This window comes from Rhodococcus sp. G6(2025) (assembly GCF_058628105.1).
In genome coordinates, this window is record NZ_CP179750.1 from 1685432 (window position 1) to 1703523 (window position 18092).

Here is an 18092-nt window from a genome sequence, read left to right on the forward strand (position 1 = left end):
AACTCCTACTCGGCAGCACTCTTCCGCCCGACGAGCAGGGCGGAAAGCGGTCGGAACGGCTGCAACCAGGCACCCTCGTCGGGCAGTGTGTCGAGGCTGACCCGAGGGAGTGGCTCCCGGAACACGCCGGGGATGTCCTCGAGATCGACGAAGTCCAGAAGGTCGGACGCGACCGCCCAGCTGGCGTGCTCGCGGAACCCGAGTATCTGGACCGGAATGCCGGTCGCGGCGATGTCTTCCAACGGTTCGCGAAACGCTTGACCGTCGGCGGAGGCGACCATGACACCGGCCAGCCCCTCGCCGTGACGAAGGGTGATGTGGTCCAGCATGTCGGAATCGACGTCGCTGTCCTCATCGATCTTCGGCTTGGCGAACACCGCGAAGCCCACATTACGCAAGGCTTCGACCCACGGTCTCACGACATCGGCGCTGCCAGCCGCGATGTTGGTGAAGACCGTCGCCTCGGGTTCGAGTGTGTCGGTGCCGGACGCGGACAGTTCCGCGGTCCGGGAGAGCAGCCAGCGGCCGAGTGCGTCGAATCGTGGCCGGTAGGCAGCCGTGGGCCGGCCGCCGAGGATGGCGCCGAGACCCATGTCGAGGTTGGGCGCGTCCCAGACGAGAAGGACCCGCTTCTGGTGGCGTCCGTCACGTGCACCCACCACGGGAGATCCTGACGACACCGCGGTGCCTGCCGGGACCGCACCGGCTATGTCGGAGTACTGCTCGCTGACGCTCATGACCTGATCTTCCCCCAAATCAACTCGGTGATCGCACTGCCGACCTGGTGGGCCTTGTCCTCGAACTTCGTCACCGGTCGCTCGTGCGTCATCGGCGATTCCCAGTCGAGGGAGGTCAGGAGGGGTTCCGCGTTGCCTGCCTCGGCGATGGCCTCGGCGTACTCCGCGTGATCTGTTGCGACATGCAACACACCACCGGCCTTCAGGCGGCTCGCGATCAGGGCGAAAGTGGGGGACTGCAGTAGGCGCCGCTTGTGATGGCGGGCCTTCGGCCACGGGTCCGGGAAGAAGACACGGACTCCGGTGAGCGATTCCGGTTCGATCATGTTCTCCAGGACATCCATGGCGTCGCCGCGCAGGACCCGGATGTTCGGGATTTCGTCCCGTTCGATCTGTTGAAGCAACTGTGCGAGCCCAGGCCGGTAGACCTCGACGGCCATGAGGTTCACGTGCGGTTCGGCCTTCGCCATCGCCGCGGTGGCGGTGCCCGTTCCCGAGCCGATCTCGAGGATCAGAGGGGCGTCACGGCCGAACCACGACGGCGCATCCAGGCGATGGTCCGAGACGTCCGCGCCGATCCGGGGCCATTGCCGGTCCCACGACTCCTGCTGCGCAACGGTCAGAGCGCCCCTGCGCGAGCGGAAACTTGTCACCCTCGGGTGGAGACGGGACCCCTTCGAGTCCTTCGTCTGCCCCTCCTCGGGGACGGCGGGTGCATCCTGATCAGCGTGGTTCACCGGACCATTGTCACGCATGAGGGGCGTTTCTGGCATACGGGTCTGAAGTTCACCTTGAGACTTTTTCGGTAATCCGGTGCCCAGCCTGCACGGTTGCCCACGCCGATTCGGGGTCGGTCTGACAGAATCGGCGCGGGACGAAGGGGGTGACTGCGTCATGGGCACTGCAGATGCCGGGGGCGGGGAACTGGCGGATCTCGCCGAACTTGTGGCGGCACTGGACGGGGTTTCCGGCGACCGTGTGCGCGACGCCGTGGCCGCGTTTCGGGCGCCGATCCGGGTCCAGACCGCGGGTCGAGCGGGTGTGGGCAGGTCGACCGTCGCCGCGGCACTGACCGCGAACGGGATCGCCGGCGCCGTCGTGGAGGAAGCGGACGCCGTCGACGTGCCCGGCGCACCCGACCCCACGCTGGACGGCGACGTCGTGGTCTACGTCCTCGTCGAGTCGGTGCGCGACGCCGACCGGGACGCCGTGCGGACGCTGGACCCGGCGCAGGCACTGTTCGTCCTCAACAAATCCGACACGTTGGGCGCGTCGCGCGCGGCGGCCGACGCCTGGGCGACGGCGACCGCGCGTGCCGCCGAGTGCTCGGACGAAGGCGGCCTCCCGACTCTGCCCCTCATCGGAACGCTCGCAGGAACGTCACCGGAGTCCGGAATCGACGCGGTGTCGGCTGTCGTCACCGACCGGGTCGCACGCACCCGGGCGCGCCGCGGCGAGACCCTGCTGAACGCGCTGCGGTCGCAGGCGGCGCGCAGCCCCGCGTCCCGCGACGCGCTGGAGCGGTACCTCGCCGGCGACCATGCCGTCGCGCTCGCCGCCGCCGCGGCCCGGCTTCATCTCGACGACTGCGCCGCGGAGGCGCCGGAGCCACCGCGCAGCGCCGCGGACGCCGCCCGGTGCGCGGACTGGTGGAGGGCGCAACTCGCCCGGCAACCGACGGCCCGCCGCCGCCGGGCGGTCGTCGACGTCCGGCGTCACTACGTTCGCATCTGGCAGCAGCTGAGCGGCAGCCCCGGAACGTGACGACGCAACAGCTGTCGGATCTGCCCGCCGAAACCGTCGACGTGGTGACGCGATGGAACCCGGACGGCGTCGCCCGCCTGAAGTCCGGTGAAGCCCCGCAGCCCGGTGTCTTCGTGGCGGGGCCGCGGCGCGCCGGGAAGTCCACGCTCGTCGGCGGGCTCCGCGCACTGGACGCATCCGCGCTCGCGTTCGTGGAGGACCCGATCGACGCCCGAGTGATCCTGATGGTGCTCGATGCCGCGGCACCACTCGGACGGGAGGAGCTGTCCGTTCTCGACGTCGTCGCGCGACCGGCCCGTCCCGTGGTCTTCGCGCTCACCAAGACCGATGTCCACCGGAACTGGGCAGGTGTGAGCGAACGCGACCGGGCCCTGCTCGCCCGGCACTCGGCGCGATTCGCCGACGTGGAGATCCACCCGGTGGCGGCGGGTGACTCCGGGGCCGAGGCGCTGCTCGCGGCACTCCTGCGCGCCGCCCGCGCCCACACCCCCGACCCGCGCTCCGCCACCGAGACCGTGCTCGAGCAGACCCGGCGGATGATCGTGGCCACCGCCCGGTCCGTGCGGGAGACCGAACCCGGCGCCGAACTGCGCGCCGAGCGGGTTCGCGCGCTGACGCTGCGGGACGGCAGGCGCACCGAACGGGTCGCGCAGCTCCGCGGTCAGGTCCAGCTCGCGAAGGTCGAGTTGATGCACGAGGTGGCCGCCCAGTGTCGCGCGGCCGGCACGACCGCACGCGCCGAGATCGACCGCGCCGGCCGCGGGACGCTCGAGGGTTACCCCGACCGGCTCGCCGAGATGGTGCGCGAGAGAAGTGGTGCGGTCGATGCCGCGGTCACCGCGCGCCTCGACGACCTACGGTCGCGGGTCGGCGTCACCGTGGCCGCGCCCGAAAGCGACGTTCCGCTGCCGGAGCCGGTTGCGCCGGACGGTCTCGAACCGCGACACCGCGGACTCGAAGACCGGATGACGATCCTGATCGGTGCGTCCGCCGGGCTCGGTCTGGGCAGGCTGGTGGTCTCGCCGCTGTCGATGGTGCCGGCGCTCGACATCGCGACCATCCCGCTCACCCTCGCGCTGGGAGCCGTGGCGGCGTGGTGGCTGACGCGGGCGCGCGGGCACGTCGCCGAACGTGCCCACGTGCGGCAGTGGGCCGCCGAGGCGCTGGTGCACGTGCGGTCCCAGTGGGAGCAGTTCGTCCTCGGCCGGCTGCTGGCGGCCGAGGCTCAGGTGAGTGAGGCGATCATCGCCGAGAGCCGGGTGTGCGCCCGGGACGTGGACGAGCGGGTCGCGCGGATCGACGGCGAACTCCGCCGCCTGGCCGCGAGACGCAACGGGCAGCTGTCGTCCTGCGAACGCGACCTCGGGGCCGTCGATCGGGGTCTGCGGGAGGTCCGCCGGCAGCCGGGGGAACCGAATCGCCGCAGCGAACGTCTGAATACATAGATGCCTGACCGAGGTTCGCCCGCTTTTGTGTGGAATCGTGTTGAATTATCTTGATATGTCTTGATTTGTGCGGGAAACTGGTCCGAAATGCGAAGGGAGACCGCGGTGGCGACGACTGAGAGTTTTCTGGTCCCGGACGTGCCGGACCTCGATACGGACACTTTCGGTCCCGATTCCGGGGCGGTCGCGCTCACCGGTCCGACCCACGACATCGACGGAGACGGCGTCCTCGACACCCAGACCTTCGACGCGGGCGACGCCGTCGTCATCGCCTCCGACCTCGACTCGGACGGCGACGCAGACCATCTGACGATGATCCACGAGGACGGCGCGTACGCGTCTTGGGAGTTTCGCCGCGACGGCGACGGCGTCGTGCACTGGCAGCAGACCGATGGTGGGACTCTCGGTAACGGCTGAACACCTCCGAAATCCGCACTGCAGACGCGGGAAAGGCCCCTGGTAGCTCTACTGAATCGTTTCTGTGACCATTCCAACCGCACCCGATTCCCCGAGACGGGACTCGCGGCGTTAACCTCTAGGGATAGGACACCCGGCGCCCGCGTCTTCCATGTGGCATGGACGGCCTGGCTGGACCCCGCCGAGAGGGGAAATCGGACCGTCTGGCACTCGCTGCGAGGTTCTCTCAGCGGACGGCAGATGGTCCGGTTCCGGCTCACCCCAGGAGAGTTTGATGACCTCAGCGACCATTCCCGGTCTGAACGGAACTGACGGCACGCCCCCCACGGAGCACAGTGAGCTGCTCGCCTGGGTTCGAGAGGTTGCCGAACTCACTCAGCCCGACCGCGTCGTCTTCGCCGACGGCTCGGACGCCGAATGGGATCGACTGACCGAGCAGCTCGTCGAGGCCGGCACGTTCACGCGACTCAACGACGAGAAGAAGCCGAATTCGTTCGTCGGCAACTCCGACCCGTCGGACGTCGCACGCGTCGAGTCCCGCACCTACATCTGCTCGCGAGAGGAGATCGACGCCGGGCCCACCAACAACTGGATGGACCCGACCGAGATGCGGTCGCTCATGACCGACCTCTACCGCGGCAGCATGCGCGGACGCACCATGTACGTGGTGCCGTTCTGCATGGGTCCCCTCGGTGCCGACGACCCGAAGCTGGGTGTCGAGATCACCGACTCCGAGTACGTCGTCGTGTCGATGCGCATCATGACGCGCATGGGTACCGCCGCGATGGAGAAGCTCGGCACCGACAAGCCGTTCGTGAAGGCACTGCACTCGGTCGGCGCACCTCTCGAAGAGGGCCAGGCCGACGTCCCGTGGCCGTGCAACGACACCAAGTACATCACCCACTTCCCCGAGGATCGCGAGATCTGGAGCTACGGGTCCGGCTACGGCGGAAACGCGCTGCTCGGTAAGAAGTGCTACTCGCTGCGCATCGCGTCGGCGATGGCCCACGACGAGGGCTGGCTGGCCGAGCACATGCTGATCCTCAAGCTGATCTCCCCGGAGGACAAGCCGTACTACATCGCGGCCGCGTTCCCGAGCGCCTGCGGCAAGACCAACCTCGCGATGATCCAGCCGACCATCCCCGGATGGCGCGCCGAGACCCTCGGCGACGACATCGCGTGGATGCGCTTCGGTGAGGACGGCCGCCTGTACGCCGTCAACCCGGAGTACGGCTTCTTCGGCGTCGCGCCGGGCACCAACTACGGGTCGAATCCGAACGCGATGAAGACGCTCGAGGCCGGCAACTCGCTGTACACGAACGTCGCGCAGACCGACGACGGCGACGTCTGGTGGGAGGGTCTCGAAGGCGACCCGCAGCACCTCACCGACTGGAAGGGCAACGAGTGGACGCCCGAGTCGGGGGAGAAGGCCGCGCACCCCAACTCGCGCTACTGCACCCCGATGTCGCAGTGCCCGATCCTCGCGCCCGAGTGGGACGACCCGCAGGGTGTTCCGATCTCCGCGATCCTGTTCGGTGGACGCCGTAAGACCACGGTTCCGCTGGTCAGCGAGTCCTTCGACTGGCAGCACGGCACGTTCCTCGGTGCGACGCTGTCGTCCGAGCAGACCGCTGCCGCCGAGGGTGCCGTGGGCACCGTCCGCCGCGACCCGATGGCCATGATCCCGTTCATCGGCTACAACGCCGGCGACTACCTGAACCACTGGATCAACCTCGGCAAGCACGCGGATTCCGAGAAGCTGCCGAAGATCTTCTACGTCAACTGGTTCCGTCGCGGCGACGACGGCCGCTTCCTGTGGCCCGGTTTCGGCGAGAACTCCCGCGTGCTGAAGTGGATCGTCGACCGCATCGAGCACAAGGCCGGCGCCGAGTCCACCCCGATCGGATTCGTTCCGACCGCAGCCGATCTGGAGCTCGGCGGCCTGGACGTCGACGCCGACGACGTCGACGAGGCGCTGAAGGTTGACGTCGACGAGTGGAAGCAGGAGCTGCCGCTCATCGAGGAATGGTTCGAGTTCCTCGGCGAGAAGGTTCCCTCCGGCATCCGTGACGAGTTCGAGGCCCTGAAGCAGCGCCTGAGCTAGTCCCTCCCCGGTGACCGAATGTCACAGTGGTTCAGTCCGACTGAACCACTGTGACATTCGTCGTTTCAGGGGAGGATTCTGCATTAAACGCATACCATTCGGTTTGTAAAGCCTCGATTCTCGAAGCTCGCACCCGACGAAAGGATTGCAGATGCAGACAGGGACCAGCAGGGGCATGAAACGACTCGCCGGAGGTGCCGCACTCGCTGCCGCTGCCGCCGCCACCGTAGCCGTCGCAATGCCGGCGACCGCTTCCGCAGCGCCGGAAGTCCAGCCTCCCACCGTGGTGACCGCGGTCGACGGAAACACCCTCGACATCACCGTCACCAACCCCAACGTCTTGAATCTGCTGGACGCCCAGTCCTGCGGTGCCGTGGCATTCGACGCCACCAAGCTGCCCGCCGTCCTCGCCGATCCCGCTGTTGTCCTCGAACCGGGATTCGTCGCGTGGGCCACCAACCCGATCGAGCGCGTCGTCGCGAACGCCGCAGGCAACGCGGTCAAGACGTTCACCACGCCGGAACTTCCCGACGGCGCGTACGCGGTCCTCGGCGAATGCCTGTCGCTGACCACTGTCGCCAACCCCCAGACCACGATGCCGCAGATCGTCCTCGTCGGCGGTCCGCTGGGCGGGGTCCAGTTCGGCAGCTAGACCGCAGAAACGGCGACGAGCCGGCGATCTCACACGGTGATCGTCGGCTCGTCCTCTGTCGACAGGGTGAGTATCGCGCGGACCACGTGCGAGCTCCGTTCGAGCCGGGCCTCGAGGTCGCGGAGGGTATGGGCGACACGGGACTCCGCGTAGTCACCGACCAGGTCGACGCTCGCCACCAGGTACGCCTGTCGTGGTCCCAGGTACTCCATGCGCAGAAACGTCACCCGGTCGACCTCGGGCAGCGCCTCGAGCGCCTCGATGCCGGCCTGGCGCAGGGCGGGGGATGCCTCCTCGCCGATCAGGAATCGCCGGTTGCGGTCGATCAGAATCAGCGCGATGACGCCGAGCAGGATCCCGACCAGGATGGAGCCAATTGCGTCGGGGATCGCCGATCCCGTGATCTGGTGCAGCAGAACGCCCAGGAACGCGATGACCAAACCGATGAGCGCCGCGGCGTCCTCCGCGAACACGGCCCGGGTGGTCGGATCGGACGTGCGGAGTGCGTGGGCCAGGACGTCGCGGTCGATGGCGATGGCCTCGGCGCGCAACTGTCGGTACGCCTGCTGGAAGGAGATGGACTCGAGCACGAACGAGACACCGAGCACGACGTATGCGACGGCGAAGTTCGTAGCCGGCTCGGCGTGCACGAGCTCCTGGATGCCGTGCGTGACGGACACCCCCGCGCCCAGCGCGAACAGCCCGAGCGCCGCGAACATCGACCACACGTAGGCCTCGCGCCCGTACCCGAGCGGATGGATGCGGTCCGGCGTGCGCTTGGCCCGCGAATTGGCGATCAGGAGCAGGATCTCGTTGCCCGAGTCGGCCCACGAGTGGGCGGCCTCCGCCACCATCGACGCCGAGCCGGTAACCACGGCGGCGACGGTCTTGGCCAGTGCGATCAGAATGTTCGCGCCGAACGCGAGAACGACGGTGAGTGCACTCTCACCGTCGGCGTCGCGGGTGGTGTCCGGGGTCGATGCGGTCACCCGATCACGCTAACGCCTGTGCGCCTTTCTGGTAGCTGCAGCAACCAGAAAGGCGCACGGGCGGCGAAGCCGCCTACCCCGTGTAGCCGGGCGGCATGAGGACGGACTTGGTCTCGCAGAACGCTTCGAGCCCCTCCGGTCCGTTCTCGCGACCGATGCCGGAGGCCTTGTAGCCGCCGAACGGTGAGCCGGGGTCGAACGCGTACCAGTTGATGGCGTAGGTGCCGGTGCGGATCTGCTTCGCGACGGCGAGACCGTGATCGATATCGGTGGTGTACACCGAGCCGGCGAGTCCGTAGTCGGAGTCGTTGGCGATCTTGATCGCCTCGTCCTCGGAGTCGTAGGGGATCACGGACAGGACGGGTCCGAAGATCTCCTCGCGGGCGATCGTCATCGAGTTGTCGACGTCCGCGAAGATGGTCGGCTCCACGTACCAGCCCTTGTCGAGGCCTTCCGGACGGCCGCCGCCGAGCACCACGCGGGCGCCCTGTTCCTTGCCCTTGGCGATGTAGCCCTCGACGCGGTCGCGTTGCTTCTCGGAGATCAGCGGACCGAGTTGCGCGGCCGGGTCGGACGGATCGCCGACGGTCATGAATCCGGCACCCGCCACGAGGGCGTCCAACACCTCGTCGTAGCGGGAACGCGGGGCGAGGATCCTGGTCTGCGCGACGCATGCCTGCCCGGTGTTCATGAGTCCGGACATCACCAGCATCGGCATCGTGGACGCGAGGTCGGCGTCCTCGAGGATGATGGCCGCCGACTTGCCGCCCAGTTCGAGGGAGCAGCGCTTGAGGTTCTGTGCGGCGATCGCCCCGATCTTGCGGCCCACGGGACTGCTGCCGGTGAACGTGATCTTGTCGATGCCGGGATGCGACACCAGGTATTCGCCGGTCTCGGCGCCGCCGGGCAGGACGGAGATGACACCCTCGGGAACCCCCGCCTCCGCGAAGATCTCGGCGAGAAGGTGCGTGGAGAGCGGGGATTCGGGTGCCGGCTTCAGCAGGACGGTGCAGCCCGCGAGCAGCGCCGGGGACAGCTTGTTGACGGCGAGGAACAGTGGCACGTTCCAGGCGAGGACCGCGGCCACCACACCGACGGGCTCCCGCAGCACCTTCGTCTGCCCGAACGCGCCGGTGCGGGTCTGCTCCCACTCGAACTCGTTCGCGAGACCGGCGTAGAAGTTGAGGGTCGCGAGCGACGGCGTCTGCTGCATCATCCCGACCATCGCGGGCGGCTGACCCATCTCGGACGAGATCAGCGCGTTGAGGGCGTCGCCGCGCTCCTCGATGAGTTTCGCCGCCTTCGCGAGGATCTCGCCGCGCTCGGCGGGAGTGGTCTGCGGCCACGGACCTTCGTCGAATGCCCGCCGGGCCGTGGCGACGGCGTCGTCGATGTCGGCCGGCGACGCGACGGGACAGCTGCCGACGCGTTCCTCGGTTGCCGGGGAGAACACTTCGAGCACCTGATCGGTGGCCGGGGCCACCCACTTGCCGCCGATGTAGAGCTTGTCGTAGTCGGTCATGAGTCCATTCCTCGTGTCGTTCCCCCGGTCAGGAGGCGGTGTCGGTGAAACTGTCGAATCCGTACCGTGCGTGTGGGCCGATCGCCGCGACCTCGAACAGCCCTGTCCCGACGACGGTCTCGCCGCCGTCCTCGAGCCGGAAGCGGGTGAGATTGTCGACGGGGCAGAACATCCGGAGTCCCGGTTCGATCTCGGACGCGCGTTTGCGCAGTCCCTGCACCACGAGTTCGCCCTGCCACATGCCGTGACGCCAATCGGCTTCGAGGCCGTACCCCGTGCCGATACCGATGTAGTTGGGAACCAGCAGGTCGCAGGTGACGGTGACGACCTCGCCGGTCGGGCGGTGGAAACTCAGCGACGCCGACGTGACGTCGCGTGTCCCCGGTTCGAACTTCAGCTCGTGTTCGGGTCGGCCCAGCCATTCGGGTTCGCGGTCGGCGTCCGGCCAGACGCGGACGGCTTCCTCGACGATGCGCCTGCCGAGTTCGTCCTCCTGCAGGACGACGGAGACGGAGTAGTCGTCGAACTGCATCACCGAGTAGATCCAGAAGAAGTTCTGGATCCCGTCGACCGCGCGCCGTCCGGGCGGCTCGGACTCGCCGACGGGGCGCACCCCCCACGACCGGTCGCGGTTGCCGCGCCAGGTGTCGGGGGTGACGGGGCGCCTCTGCCCGTCGATCGTGAGTTCGCCTGCCCAGGTGCCGGTCTGGACGAATCGGCTCGTATCGAACGTGACGCGCTCGAGTTGCCTGCGGAAGTGGCGGGGCTCCAGCGTCGCGGGGATCGCGCCGTCGAAGGTGAGATCGAAGGAGAGGTCGTAGTCGCCGGGCTCGAGCACCACCCGCAAGCGTTGCAGACCCTCGAGGACCTCGACGCGGAACGGACCGACGGTGCTGACGGCGCGGTCGTGACCCAGCGCCGCCGACCCGCGGACGACGATGTGGTCGTCGCCGCGGCGGAGCACCGCGAACGCGTCCGTCACCCCGAGATTGGGGTACTGACCGAGACCGATGATGAGGAAGAGGTCGGACTCGGCCGAGGGATAGCAGTTGAAGTAGTAGCGGTCGTAGAAGTTGCGGTCGGACGTGGCGACGCGCCGGATGGGTTCGGCCACCTGATGGATGGGGTAGTCGTCCATCGGGGAGAGCGGATTTCCCGCGTAGTCGGCGGTCATCGGATCTTCTCCCAGTACGTGCCGTCGAGCATCGCCTCCAGCGACGCGCGGTGCATGATCATGTCGTCCGGGTCCTCCGGAGCGACGGCCTGTCCGAAGTGGATGGCGCGCTCCTGGATCCGCAGCATGATGGTGGCCTGCCGCAGTGCCGCGTAGGCGGTGTAGTACTCGAGATCGCGGGGCGTGTGGCCCGTCAGCTCCTCGTACAGGGCGGCGAGGTCGTCGAGGCGCAGGAAGTCGGGCATCCCGTCGAGTCCGGCGGCCGCGGCGATGTCCTCGAAGAACCGGTGCAGGTACGTCATCCAGCCCAGGTCGAGTTCGCGGGGCCCGAGTGCGACCATCTCCCAGTCGAGTACGGCCACGGGCCGGAAGTCCTCGAACATCATGTTGCCGATACGGGCGTCGCCCCAGCAGAACACGGCGGGGGAGGGGTCGTCCGGGAGGTTCTCCTCCATCCACGCGAAGCCGCGTTCGATCAGCGGGGACCGGGGACCGGACAGCGTCGTCCATTCGTAGTAGTCGCGTTGCTGCCGGATGTGCGCGGCGAGCGCCTCGGTGACGGTGGGACCGGAGCCGGGCAGTCGCAGGAACGCGAACCGCTCCCACGGTCGGTCGATGTCGTGCAGCTGCGCAAGCACATTCACCGCACTGTGCTGCAGCAGCGCGCGCTGCTCCTCGGTCGCCTCCGTCACCCACGACCCGAAGTTGTAGGGCATCACGTCCGGCGGGACCTGCCCGGAGACGCGGGCCATGACGAAGAACGGGGCGCCCAGCGGACCGGGATCGGATTCGGACCAGTAGACGACCGGGACCGGGACGGCGGAGTGTTCCCGGACCTGTGCCATCACCTGGAACTGTCCGTCGAGGTCGTACTCCGGGAAGACGGGCATCGTCGTGTCGGCAGGCGCGACCCGCGCGACCAGTGGGTGAACCTCTCCGGACCAGGTGGCGTCGAACAGGATGGTCTCGCTCGACATGCCGTTGGCGTCGGGGAGGTGGACGTGCGTGACCTCTGGTGCGGCGTCGGCGGGCAATTGGGCGGCGAGCCAGCGTTGCAGCGCGTCTCGCAGCACCTCCGGATCGCGGCGGGAGTCAGTGGGCCGGGCGACTTCGGACGAGTGATCGGAGTCGTCGGCGGATCGGGCAGTGCTCGCGCTCACGGTCACCTCCTCTCCTGAACGTGGTGTGACCCTGAACACTAGAACACGTTACAGAATTTCGGAACAGGTGAGGAGATCCCGCTGCGTCAGCCCTCGTCGACGGCCAGGACTCCCGCCCCGACGAGGGTTCCGGAGGCGCCGAGTTCCGCCGGGACCACCCGCAGATCCGCGACGAACGACAACCGGGCGTGGCGGGCGGCGGCCCTGCGCATCGGGTCCCACAACGCGGGTCCGGCCTGCGCGAATCCGCCACCGATCACCGCGAGATCGACGTCGAGGAGGGCTGCCGCGGACGCGATGGCCTGCCCCAGTGCGGTCCCCGCGCGGTCGAGGGCGGCCACGGCGACGTCGTTCCCGTCCGCGGCGGCCCTCGCCAATTCGACGCCCGTCGTGCCGCGCCATCCCCGGGAGCGGGCCCAGCGCACGGACGAGGGTCCGCTCGCCACCGTCTCCAGACACCCCACCCCGCCGCACGTGCACGGCTCGGTTCCGCCGGGGACCACCAGGTGACCGATGTGACCCGCGTTTCCGGTCCGGCCGGTGGCGATGCGGCCGCCGAGGACCACTCCGCCGCCGATACCGGTGGACACGACCAGGCTCAGCAGGTCGGGGGCACCGCGCCCGGCACCGTGGTGATGCTCGCCGAGAGCGGCGGCGGCACCGTCCATCGCCAGCCTCGCGGGGACGCCGGGAAAAAGTTCCTGCACCAAGCCGACCAGGCCGAATCCGCCCGACCACTCGTCGATGTTGATGGGTGACGCGGTGCCGGCGACCGTGTCGACCGGTCCCGCGCACGCGATGCCGACCGACGTGATCGTCGCCGCTCCCGCAACCTCGCGCAGCAGCGCGGCGCACGCGTCCGCGACGCCGGTCTCCGGCGTGGGGATGGTCGCCGGATGCGGCACCGTGCCGTCCGCGTCGACGATCCCGGCGGCCATCTTGGTGCCACCGATGTCGAGAGCCAGCGCGACCACGGTCAGTGCTTCCGCATCACGAGAACGAGATTGCTCACCAGGAACTCCCGCAGTCCGGGGACGCGCACCATCCACCACGCCCAGCGCGGGTGGTAGCGGGGGAAGGCCGCCAGGAAGTCCGCGTCCGGGGCGCGCCGGGCCCACCGAAGCCCGTCGGCCGCACCCACTTTGAACAGCGAGACACCGTAGCGGTTCTTGGGTTCTCGGCCGTTCTTGCGCAGGTAGCGGCGGGCGGCGTACTCACCGCCCAGTGCATGCCACGGCCCGGTCTCGTGGCCGCCGAACGGGCCCCACCACAACGTGTAGGACAGCACGATCAGGCCGCCTGGTTTCGTCACCCGGACCATCTCGTCCGCCATTGCCCACGGTTCGCTGACGTGTTCGGCGACGTTGGAGGAGAAGCAGATGTCCACCGACGACGTCCGGAACGGCAGCGCCAACCCCGACCCGCGGACCGCGCCGCCCACGGCGAGGCCCGCCGCATGCATCTCGGACGGATCCGGCTCCACCGGGACGTACCGGGCGCCGGCCCGCTGGAACACGTCCGCGAAGTAACCGGGGCCGCCGCCGACGTCCAGGACCGTCGTCCCGGTGAGATCCGAGTCGGTGAGACCGCCGTACAGGTCACCGATCAGTTCGACGGAGTCGCGGGCGAGGGCGCCGTAGAACAGGTCGGGTGCGGTCTGTTCGTGCCGGAAGTCGCTGAGCAGGCCGAACGACCGCTTCAGCGTTGCCCGTCGACCGAATCGCCGGGTCACGGGAGGCGTCGTCACGAGACTGAACCTTAGCGAGTGCAGCCGCCGGGGCCGCAATCCGTTCGCGGTGGCTGCAACATCCGGTGGAACGCGACCGATAGGGTGTTCGGGGACTACAGCGCGGAACGTCCCGCCCCGAGACCACATGTACCGCACCGACCACAGGAGTATATGAACGTGCGAGAGGTTCTGCTGCTCTGCTGGCGCGACACCGGTCACCCGCAGGGCGGCGGCAGTGAGCGGTACCTCGAGGAGGTCGGCGCCCAGCTCGCGGCGCGGGGAATCAAGGTCACCCTCCGCACCGCCGGTTACCGCGGCGCCGCCAAGAAGGAGACCGTCGACGGCATCGAGATCAGCCGGGCGGGCGGACGGTACAGCGTCTACCCCCGCGCCCTCGCCGCGATCGCCGCGGGCCGGCTCGGCTTCGGACCGCTGCGAGGTATCCGGCCCGACGCCGTCATCGACACCCAGAACGGCATCCCGTTCTTCTCCCGCGTCGTCGCCGGTGCACCCGTGACGCTGCTCGTGCATCACTGTCATCGCGAGCAGTGGCCCGTGGCGGGCCGGTTGATGGGCAAGATCGGCTGGTGGGTGGAATCACGGTTGTCGCCGCGCACCCACCGGGACGACCAGTACCTCACCGTGTCGCTGCCGTCCGCCGACGAACTCGTCGAACTCGGTGTCGAGCGCGAACGGATCGCGGTGGTACGCAACGGCGCCGACGACATTCCTGTCGGCGTGGACATCGGCGGCGCCGACACCCGGACCGTGCACCCCAGTGTGTGCGTCCTGTCCCGGCTGGTGCCGCACAAGCAGATCGAGGACGCCCTCGAGACCGTCGCGGCGTTGCGTCCCACGATCGCCGATGTGCACCTCGACGTCATCGGTGGCGGCTGGTGGGAACAGAATCTCCGCGACCGCGCGCACGAACTGGGCATCGGCGACGCCGTCACGTTCCACGGGCACGTCGACGAAACCCGTAAGCACCAGTTGCTGTCGCAGTCCTGGGTGCACGTCATGCCGTCCCGCAAGGAGGGCTGGGGTCTGGCCGTCATCGAGGCCGCACAGCACGGGGTCCCGACCGTCGGTTACCGCAGCTCCAAGGGGCTGACGGATTCGATCGTCGACGGCGTGACCGGTGTGCTGGTCGGCAGTGCGGAAGCGGCGACGGCCGACGTCGGCGAACTGACCGCGGCCGTCAACACCCTCCTGCTCGACCCCGAGACGCGCATGGTCCTCGGCGAGAAGGCACGGGTCCGCGCGGGTGAGTTCTCCTGGAAGCACACCGGTAACGGCGTCCACGAGGTGCTGGCGGGCACGGCCGCGGGCCTACGGACGTCAGGGCTGGTGTCGCCGGCGCTGGCGCGTCCGGGCCTCGAGCACGCCCGCGCCGAGTAGACCGCCGGCCAGCAGCAGGCCCCACAGCACGTGGGCCGCGACCACCGTCGCACGCGCCCGGTCGGACGCCTCGTGCCGCGCGACGTCGCCGCCGAGGCGATACAGCTCCAGATGCCCGTCCGAGAACTGTCGCTCCAGACCGGCCAGGGTGGTCGCAGATTCGCCGCGCGGCCCGGGCGTGTCGCGCTCGACCAGGACCCACCGGACGCCCAGCGGCGCGAGTTCGGCGGCGGAACCGCCGGTGAGCAGCACCCGTTCCACCTGCTGCGCCCGGGACCCCTCGCCCGTCACCGTGCCACCGGCCACCACCAGCTCGCCCGTCTGCAGCACGTCATCCGGCAGCATCCTCGGGGCGGGGTCCAGGACGGGAGCGGCACCGCTGTAGGAGAACTTGCGGAACATGCCGGTGGGCAGCACGGCGACGTCCCCGCTGTCCGACTCGTGCGCCACCTCGGCGGCCACCTGCTCCCACGACGGCGGATAGTGGACCGGGCGCAGCGCGCCCCCGACGCCCCACGCGAGGTCGGGGAGGGCGAGCAGCACGACCAGGACGGCCGAGACGGACCACGTGCCGGGGCGTCGCAGTACCGCGGCCGCGGCGGCGAGCGCATACAGCGGCGCCGCGAGCGCCACCCATTTCTGCGCGTCCCGGAGCAATCCCGCGCCGGGGACGTTCTGCACCAGCCAGCGGCCGACGTCGAGTCCCCACGCGGTCGCGCCGAGTGTAGGCAGCAGCACCGCCACCAGCGCGAGCGCTGTCAGTGCGGCCACCACGGGATGCCGTCGCCGCCGCCACAGTGCCGGGAGTCCGCACAGGACGACCCCGAGCAGCAGGACCGTTCCGACGAGGGCGAACAGTGTGGTCCGGGTGTCCGGGACGGCGGTCTCGTTCCACACGCCGCCGAGTCCGGCGAGACTGCCCAGGGTCGCCAGCCCCGGTTCGGCGCGCGCCGCGAACGCCGCGACCCCTGCGGGATCGGAGCCGTCCCCGCCGCCGCCGGCCAGTGCCGTGGCCGCCAGCCACGGCGCGCTCGCGATGACGAACAGGCCCAGCGCGCCCGTCATCCGGAGCCACGCGGCCGATCGTCCGCCGGGGAGCGCGTGGACGGCCACCGTCGTCACCGCCGCGAGCAACGCCCCGGTGGGGGTCAGACCGGCCGCGGCGAGGCAGGCCGCGAGGGCGAACCACCCCCGGCGGTGACCCCGTCGAATCGCGACCGCCGCGCACACCGTCCACGGCAGCGCCGCGTACCCGGTCAGCAGGCTCCAGTGCCCCTGCAGCAGTCGCTCGGCGACGTACGGGTTCCACACCGTCACCGTCGCGGCGACGAGCTGCGGTCCGAGCCCCGCCGTCGGCAGGACGGTGCGGACCATCCGGGCGGCACCCCAGCCCGCCGCCCACAGCGCCAGCAGCAGGATCGCCTTCACCACCAGGCCGCCGTCGACGAAAACGCTCAGCGTCGCGAGCAGAGCGTCCTGCGGCACGGCCCGCGCGGCGGCGTCCGTGAGGCCGAGCGCCGAGTCGGTGAGATACGAGCGGGGAGTGCTGACCGCGTCCCGCAACAGCAGATAGCCCGGACCGAGCAGCGGCCCGAGGATCAGCAGCGCCAGAAGGAGGCTGTAGACCGGCGCGACGAACGATGCTCGGCGCCGGGCGGTCATGGGCCGTCACGATACGTGGTGCATCGACCCGGCTCGCAGGGCACGTAGTGCATCATGGGGCGCATGCCACGCCAGACCCTCACCAGCTCGGCGGTCGCCGGGGTGACGATGGTGACGGCGGGCTCGATGATCGCGAACATCGCGTCCTACCTGCTGCATCTGCCGGCGAGCCGCTGGCTCGGCCCGGCCGGCTACGGGGAGTTCGCGAGCCTGCTCGCGGCCCAACTCGTCCTCGCCGTCCCCGCTCTCGCGCTGCAGACCGTCGTCGCCCGCGAGGTGGTCCGGGGCAAGGGAGCCCACGCGGTCCGCCTGCTGGGGTACCGCTGCGCGGTGATCGTCGCGGTCGCCGCGATGCTGCTCGCCCCCCTCGTGTCGTGGGCCCTCGACACCGGCATGCTCGCCACGTTCTCGGCGCTCATCACGGCGCCCGTCCTGGTCCTGCTCGCCACCGAGCAGGGACTGCTGCAGGGCGCGGCACGGTTCGGTCCGCTCAGCGTCGTCCTCGCGGCCGCGGGTATCGCGAAGGTCGTACCCGCGGTCGTGGTTCTGGCCGTCGGCGCCGGGCCGGGCCTCGCCCTCGCCGCGAGTGCGGTCGGCACGGGGCTGGTGGCCCTGTGTGCGCGCCTGTTCGCCGATTCCGCGATCACCGGGGAGTCGAGCACCCGGATCGGCGTCGCGGCCGTGCTGAAGGCGTCGCAGGTGCAATTGGCGCTGATCGCGTTGTCGTCGATGGACCTGGTGATCGCCCGGATCGTGCTCAGCAACGACGACGCCGGCCTGTACGCGCTGGGCGCCGTCGCCACCAAGGCCGCGTTCTGGCTGCCGCAGGCCGTCGGGGTGGTGCTCTATCCGCGGATGGCGAATCCCGCGCACTCCGTCCAGGCGATCCGGTCGGCGCTCGCCGTCCTCGTCGGACTCGGCGCGGTCCTCGTCGCGGCCGTCGCGGTGGCCGCCCCCCTCGTCCCGCTTCTCGTCGGCGACGCATACCAGCCCGTCCAGTCGCTGCTGTGGCTGTTCGCGCTCCACGGTGCCTGCCTGGCCGTCCTGCAGGGCGCCCTGCTGTCCGCCATCGCGGGGGAGCGGACGCACCTCGCCGTGATCGCCTGGATCGGCTTCGCCGTCGAGATGACCGGCATGCTGACCCTCGCGTCCACGATCGGGCAGTTCATCGCCGTCGCCGTGACGGTCGCGTCGAGCACCGCACTGGTCGCCAGCGTCCTCGCCGTGCGCAGCGCGCGGCGCGATGCCCCGCGCCCGATCTGACATCCGGGCGGTCCGACGAGCCGCCTGTGACATCGGGCGACACCGCACGGGCCGCCCCCGGGAACGACGAAGGGGA

At 69.7% G+C, this 18092-nt stretch carries 16 protein-coding genes; 7 read left to right on the top strand and 9 right to left on the bottom strand.

What is annotated here, in order from left to right:
* Positions 1–5: 5 nt before the first annotated feature.
* A complete protein-coding gene (locus tag ACLIVD_RS07760; protein ID WP_317569973.1) occupies positions 6–737 on the bottom strand; it encodes an NYN domain-containing protein in 732 nt (243 codons plus the stop codon).
* A complete protein-coding gene (gene trmB, locus ACLIVD_RS07765) occupies positions 734–1510 on the bottom strand; it encodes a tRNA (guanosine(46)-N7)-methyltransferase TrmB (protein ID WP_011597391.1) in 777 nt (258 codons plus the stop codon). The genes ACLIVD_RS07760 and trmB overlap by 4 nt, the downstream gene beginning before the upstream one ends.
* A gap of 121 nt (positions 1511–1631) precedes the next feature.
* On the opposite strand from trmB, the gene ACLIVD_RS07770 reads away from it, so the two are divergent.
* The 5 genes from ACLIVD_RS07770 (at position 1632) to ACLIVD_RS07790 (ending at position 7119) form a co-directional block, all read left to right on the top strand.
* Positions 1632–2501, top strand: coding sequence for a hypothetical protein (locus ACLIVD_RS07770; RefSeq protein ID WP_283351617.1), 870 nt, complete (start codon positions 1632–1634; stop codon positions 2499–2501).
* Positions 2498–3946 carry a hypothetical protein gene (locus ACLIVD_RS07775; protein ID WP_491932212.1) on the top strand — a complete coding sequence of 483 codons (1449 nt, stop codon included), beginning with the start codon at positions 2498–2500 and terminating at the stop codon, positions 3944–3946. The genes ACLIVD_RS07770 and ACLIVD_RS07775 overlap by 4 nt, the downstream gene beginning before the upstream one ends.
* A 105-nt stretch (positions 3947–4051) precedes the next feature.
* Positions 4052–4363, top strand: a complete 312-nt coding sequence (locus ACLIVD_RS07780) for a DUF6802 family protein (protein WP_280780629.1) — start codon at positions 4052–4054, stop codon at positions 4361–4363.
* A gap of 274 nt (positions 4364–4637) precedes the next feature.
* The gene (locus ACLIVD_RS07785) at positions 4638–6467 is read left to right on the top strand and encodes a phosphoenolpyruvate carboxykinase (GTP) (RefSeq protein WP_009478209.1); all 1830 of its coding nucleotides are present in this window, start codon (positions 4638–4640) and stop codon (positions 6465–6467) included.
* Between the two features lie 151 nt (positions 6468–6618).
* A complete protein-coding gene (locus ACLIVD_RS07790) occupies positions 6619–7119 on the top strand; it encodes a hypothetical protein (protein ID WP_491932214.1) in 501 nt (166 codons plus the stop codon).
* A 29-nt stretch (positions 7120–7148) separates the two neighbouring features.
* Here ACLIVD_RS07790 and ACLIVD_RS07795 read toward each other — a convergent pair whose 3' ends face one another.
* The 6 genes from ACLIVD_RS07795 to ACLIVD_RS07820 all read right to left on the bottom strand — a co-directional run bounded on the left by ACLIVD_RS07795 (position 7149) and on the right by ACLIVD_RS07820 (position 13696).
* On the bottom strand, positions 7149–8108 hold the full coding sequence (locus ACLIVD_RS07795; protein WP_280780631.1) for a cation diffusion facilitator family transporter: 960 nt from the start codon (positions 8106–8108) through the stop codon (positions 7149–7151).
* A 73-nt stretch (positions 8109–8181) separates the two neighbouring features.
* Positions 8182–9630, bottom strand: a complete 1449-nt coding sequence (locus tag ACLIVD_RS07800; protein ID WP_283351620.1) for an aldehyde dehydrogenase — start codon at positions 9628–9630, stop codon at positions 8182–8184.
* 28 nt (positions 9631–9658) lie between these two features.
* On the bottom strand, positions 9659–10804 hold the full coding sequence (locus ACLIVD_RS07805; protein ID WP_283351621.1) for an Rv3169 family protein: 1146 nt from the start codon (positions 10802–10804) through the stop codon (positions 9659–9661).
* Positions 10801–11970 (bottom strand): phosphotransferase family protein, encoded by a 1170-nt coding sequence (locus ACLIVD_RS07810; RefSeq protein WP_283351622.1) that lies wholly within the window; start codon positions 11968–11970, stop codon positions 10801–10803. The genes ACLIVD_RS07805 and ACLIVD_RS07810 overlap by 4 nt, the downstream gene beginning before the upstream one ends.
* 80 nt (positions 11971–12050) lie before the next feature.
* Entirely contained in the window at positions 12051–12938 is an 888-nt protein-coding gene (locus ACLIVD_RS07815; RefSeq protein WP_491932215.1) for an ROK family protein, read from the bottom strand.
* 2 nt (positions 12939–12940) lie between these two features.
* Positions 12941–13696: a class I SAM-dependent methyltransferase gene (locus tag ACLIVD_RS07820; RefSeq protein ID WP_280780860.1), complete on the bottom strand. Its 756-nt coding sequence runs from the start codon at positions 13694–13696 to the stop codon at positions 12941–12943.
* A 174-nt stretch (positions 13697–13870) separates the two neighbouring features.
* On the opposite strand from ACLIVD_RS07820, the gene ACLIVD_RS07825 reads away from it, so the two are divergent.
* Positions 13871–15091, top strand: coding sequence for a glycosyltransferase family 4 protein (locus tag ACLIVD_RS07825; protein ID WP_280780861.1), 1221 nt, complete (start codon positions 13871–13873; stop codon positions 15089–15091).
* On the opposite strand, the gene ACLIVD_RS07830 is transcribed toward ACLIVD_RS07825, so the two are convergent.
* Positions 15032–16753, bottom strand: a complete 1722-nt coding sequence (locus ACLIVD_RS07830) for an MmpA family trehalose lipid delivery protein (protein ID WP_491932216.1) — start codon at positions 16751–16753, stop codon at positions 15032–15034. The two genes, ACLIVD_RS07825 and ACLIVD_RS07830, sit on opposite strands and share 60 nt — an antisense overlap.
* Before the next feature lie 63 nt (positions 16754–16816).
* Between ACLIVD_RS07830 and ACLIVD_RS07835 the strand changes: the two genes are divergently transcribed.
* On the top strand, positions 16817–18016 hold the full coding sequence (locus ACLIVD_RS07835) for a polysaccharide biosynthesis protein (RefSeq protein ID WP_477951792.1): 1200 nt from the start codon (positions 16817–16819) through the stop codon (positions 18014–18016).
* Positions 18017–18092 lie beyond the last annotated feature (76 nt).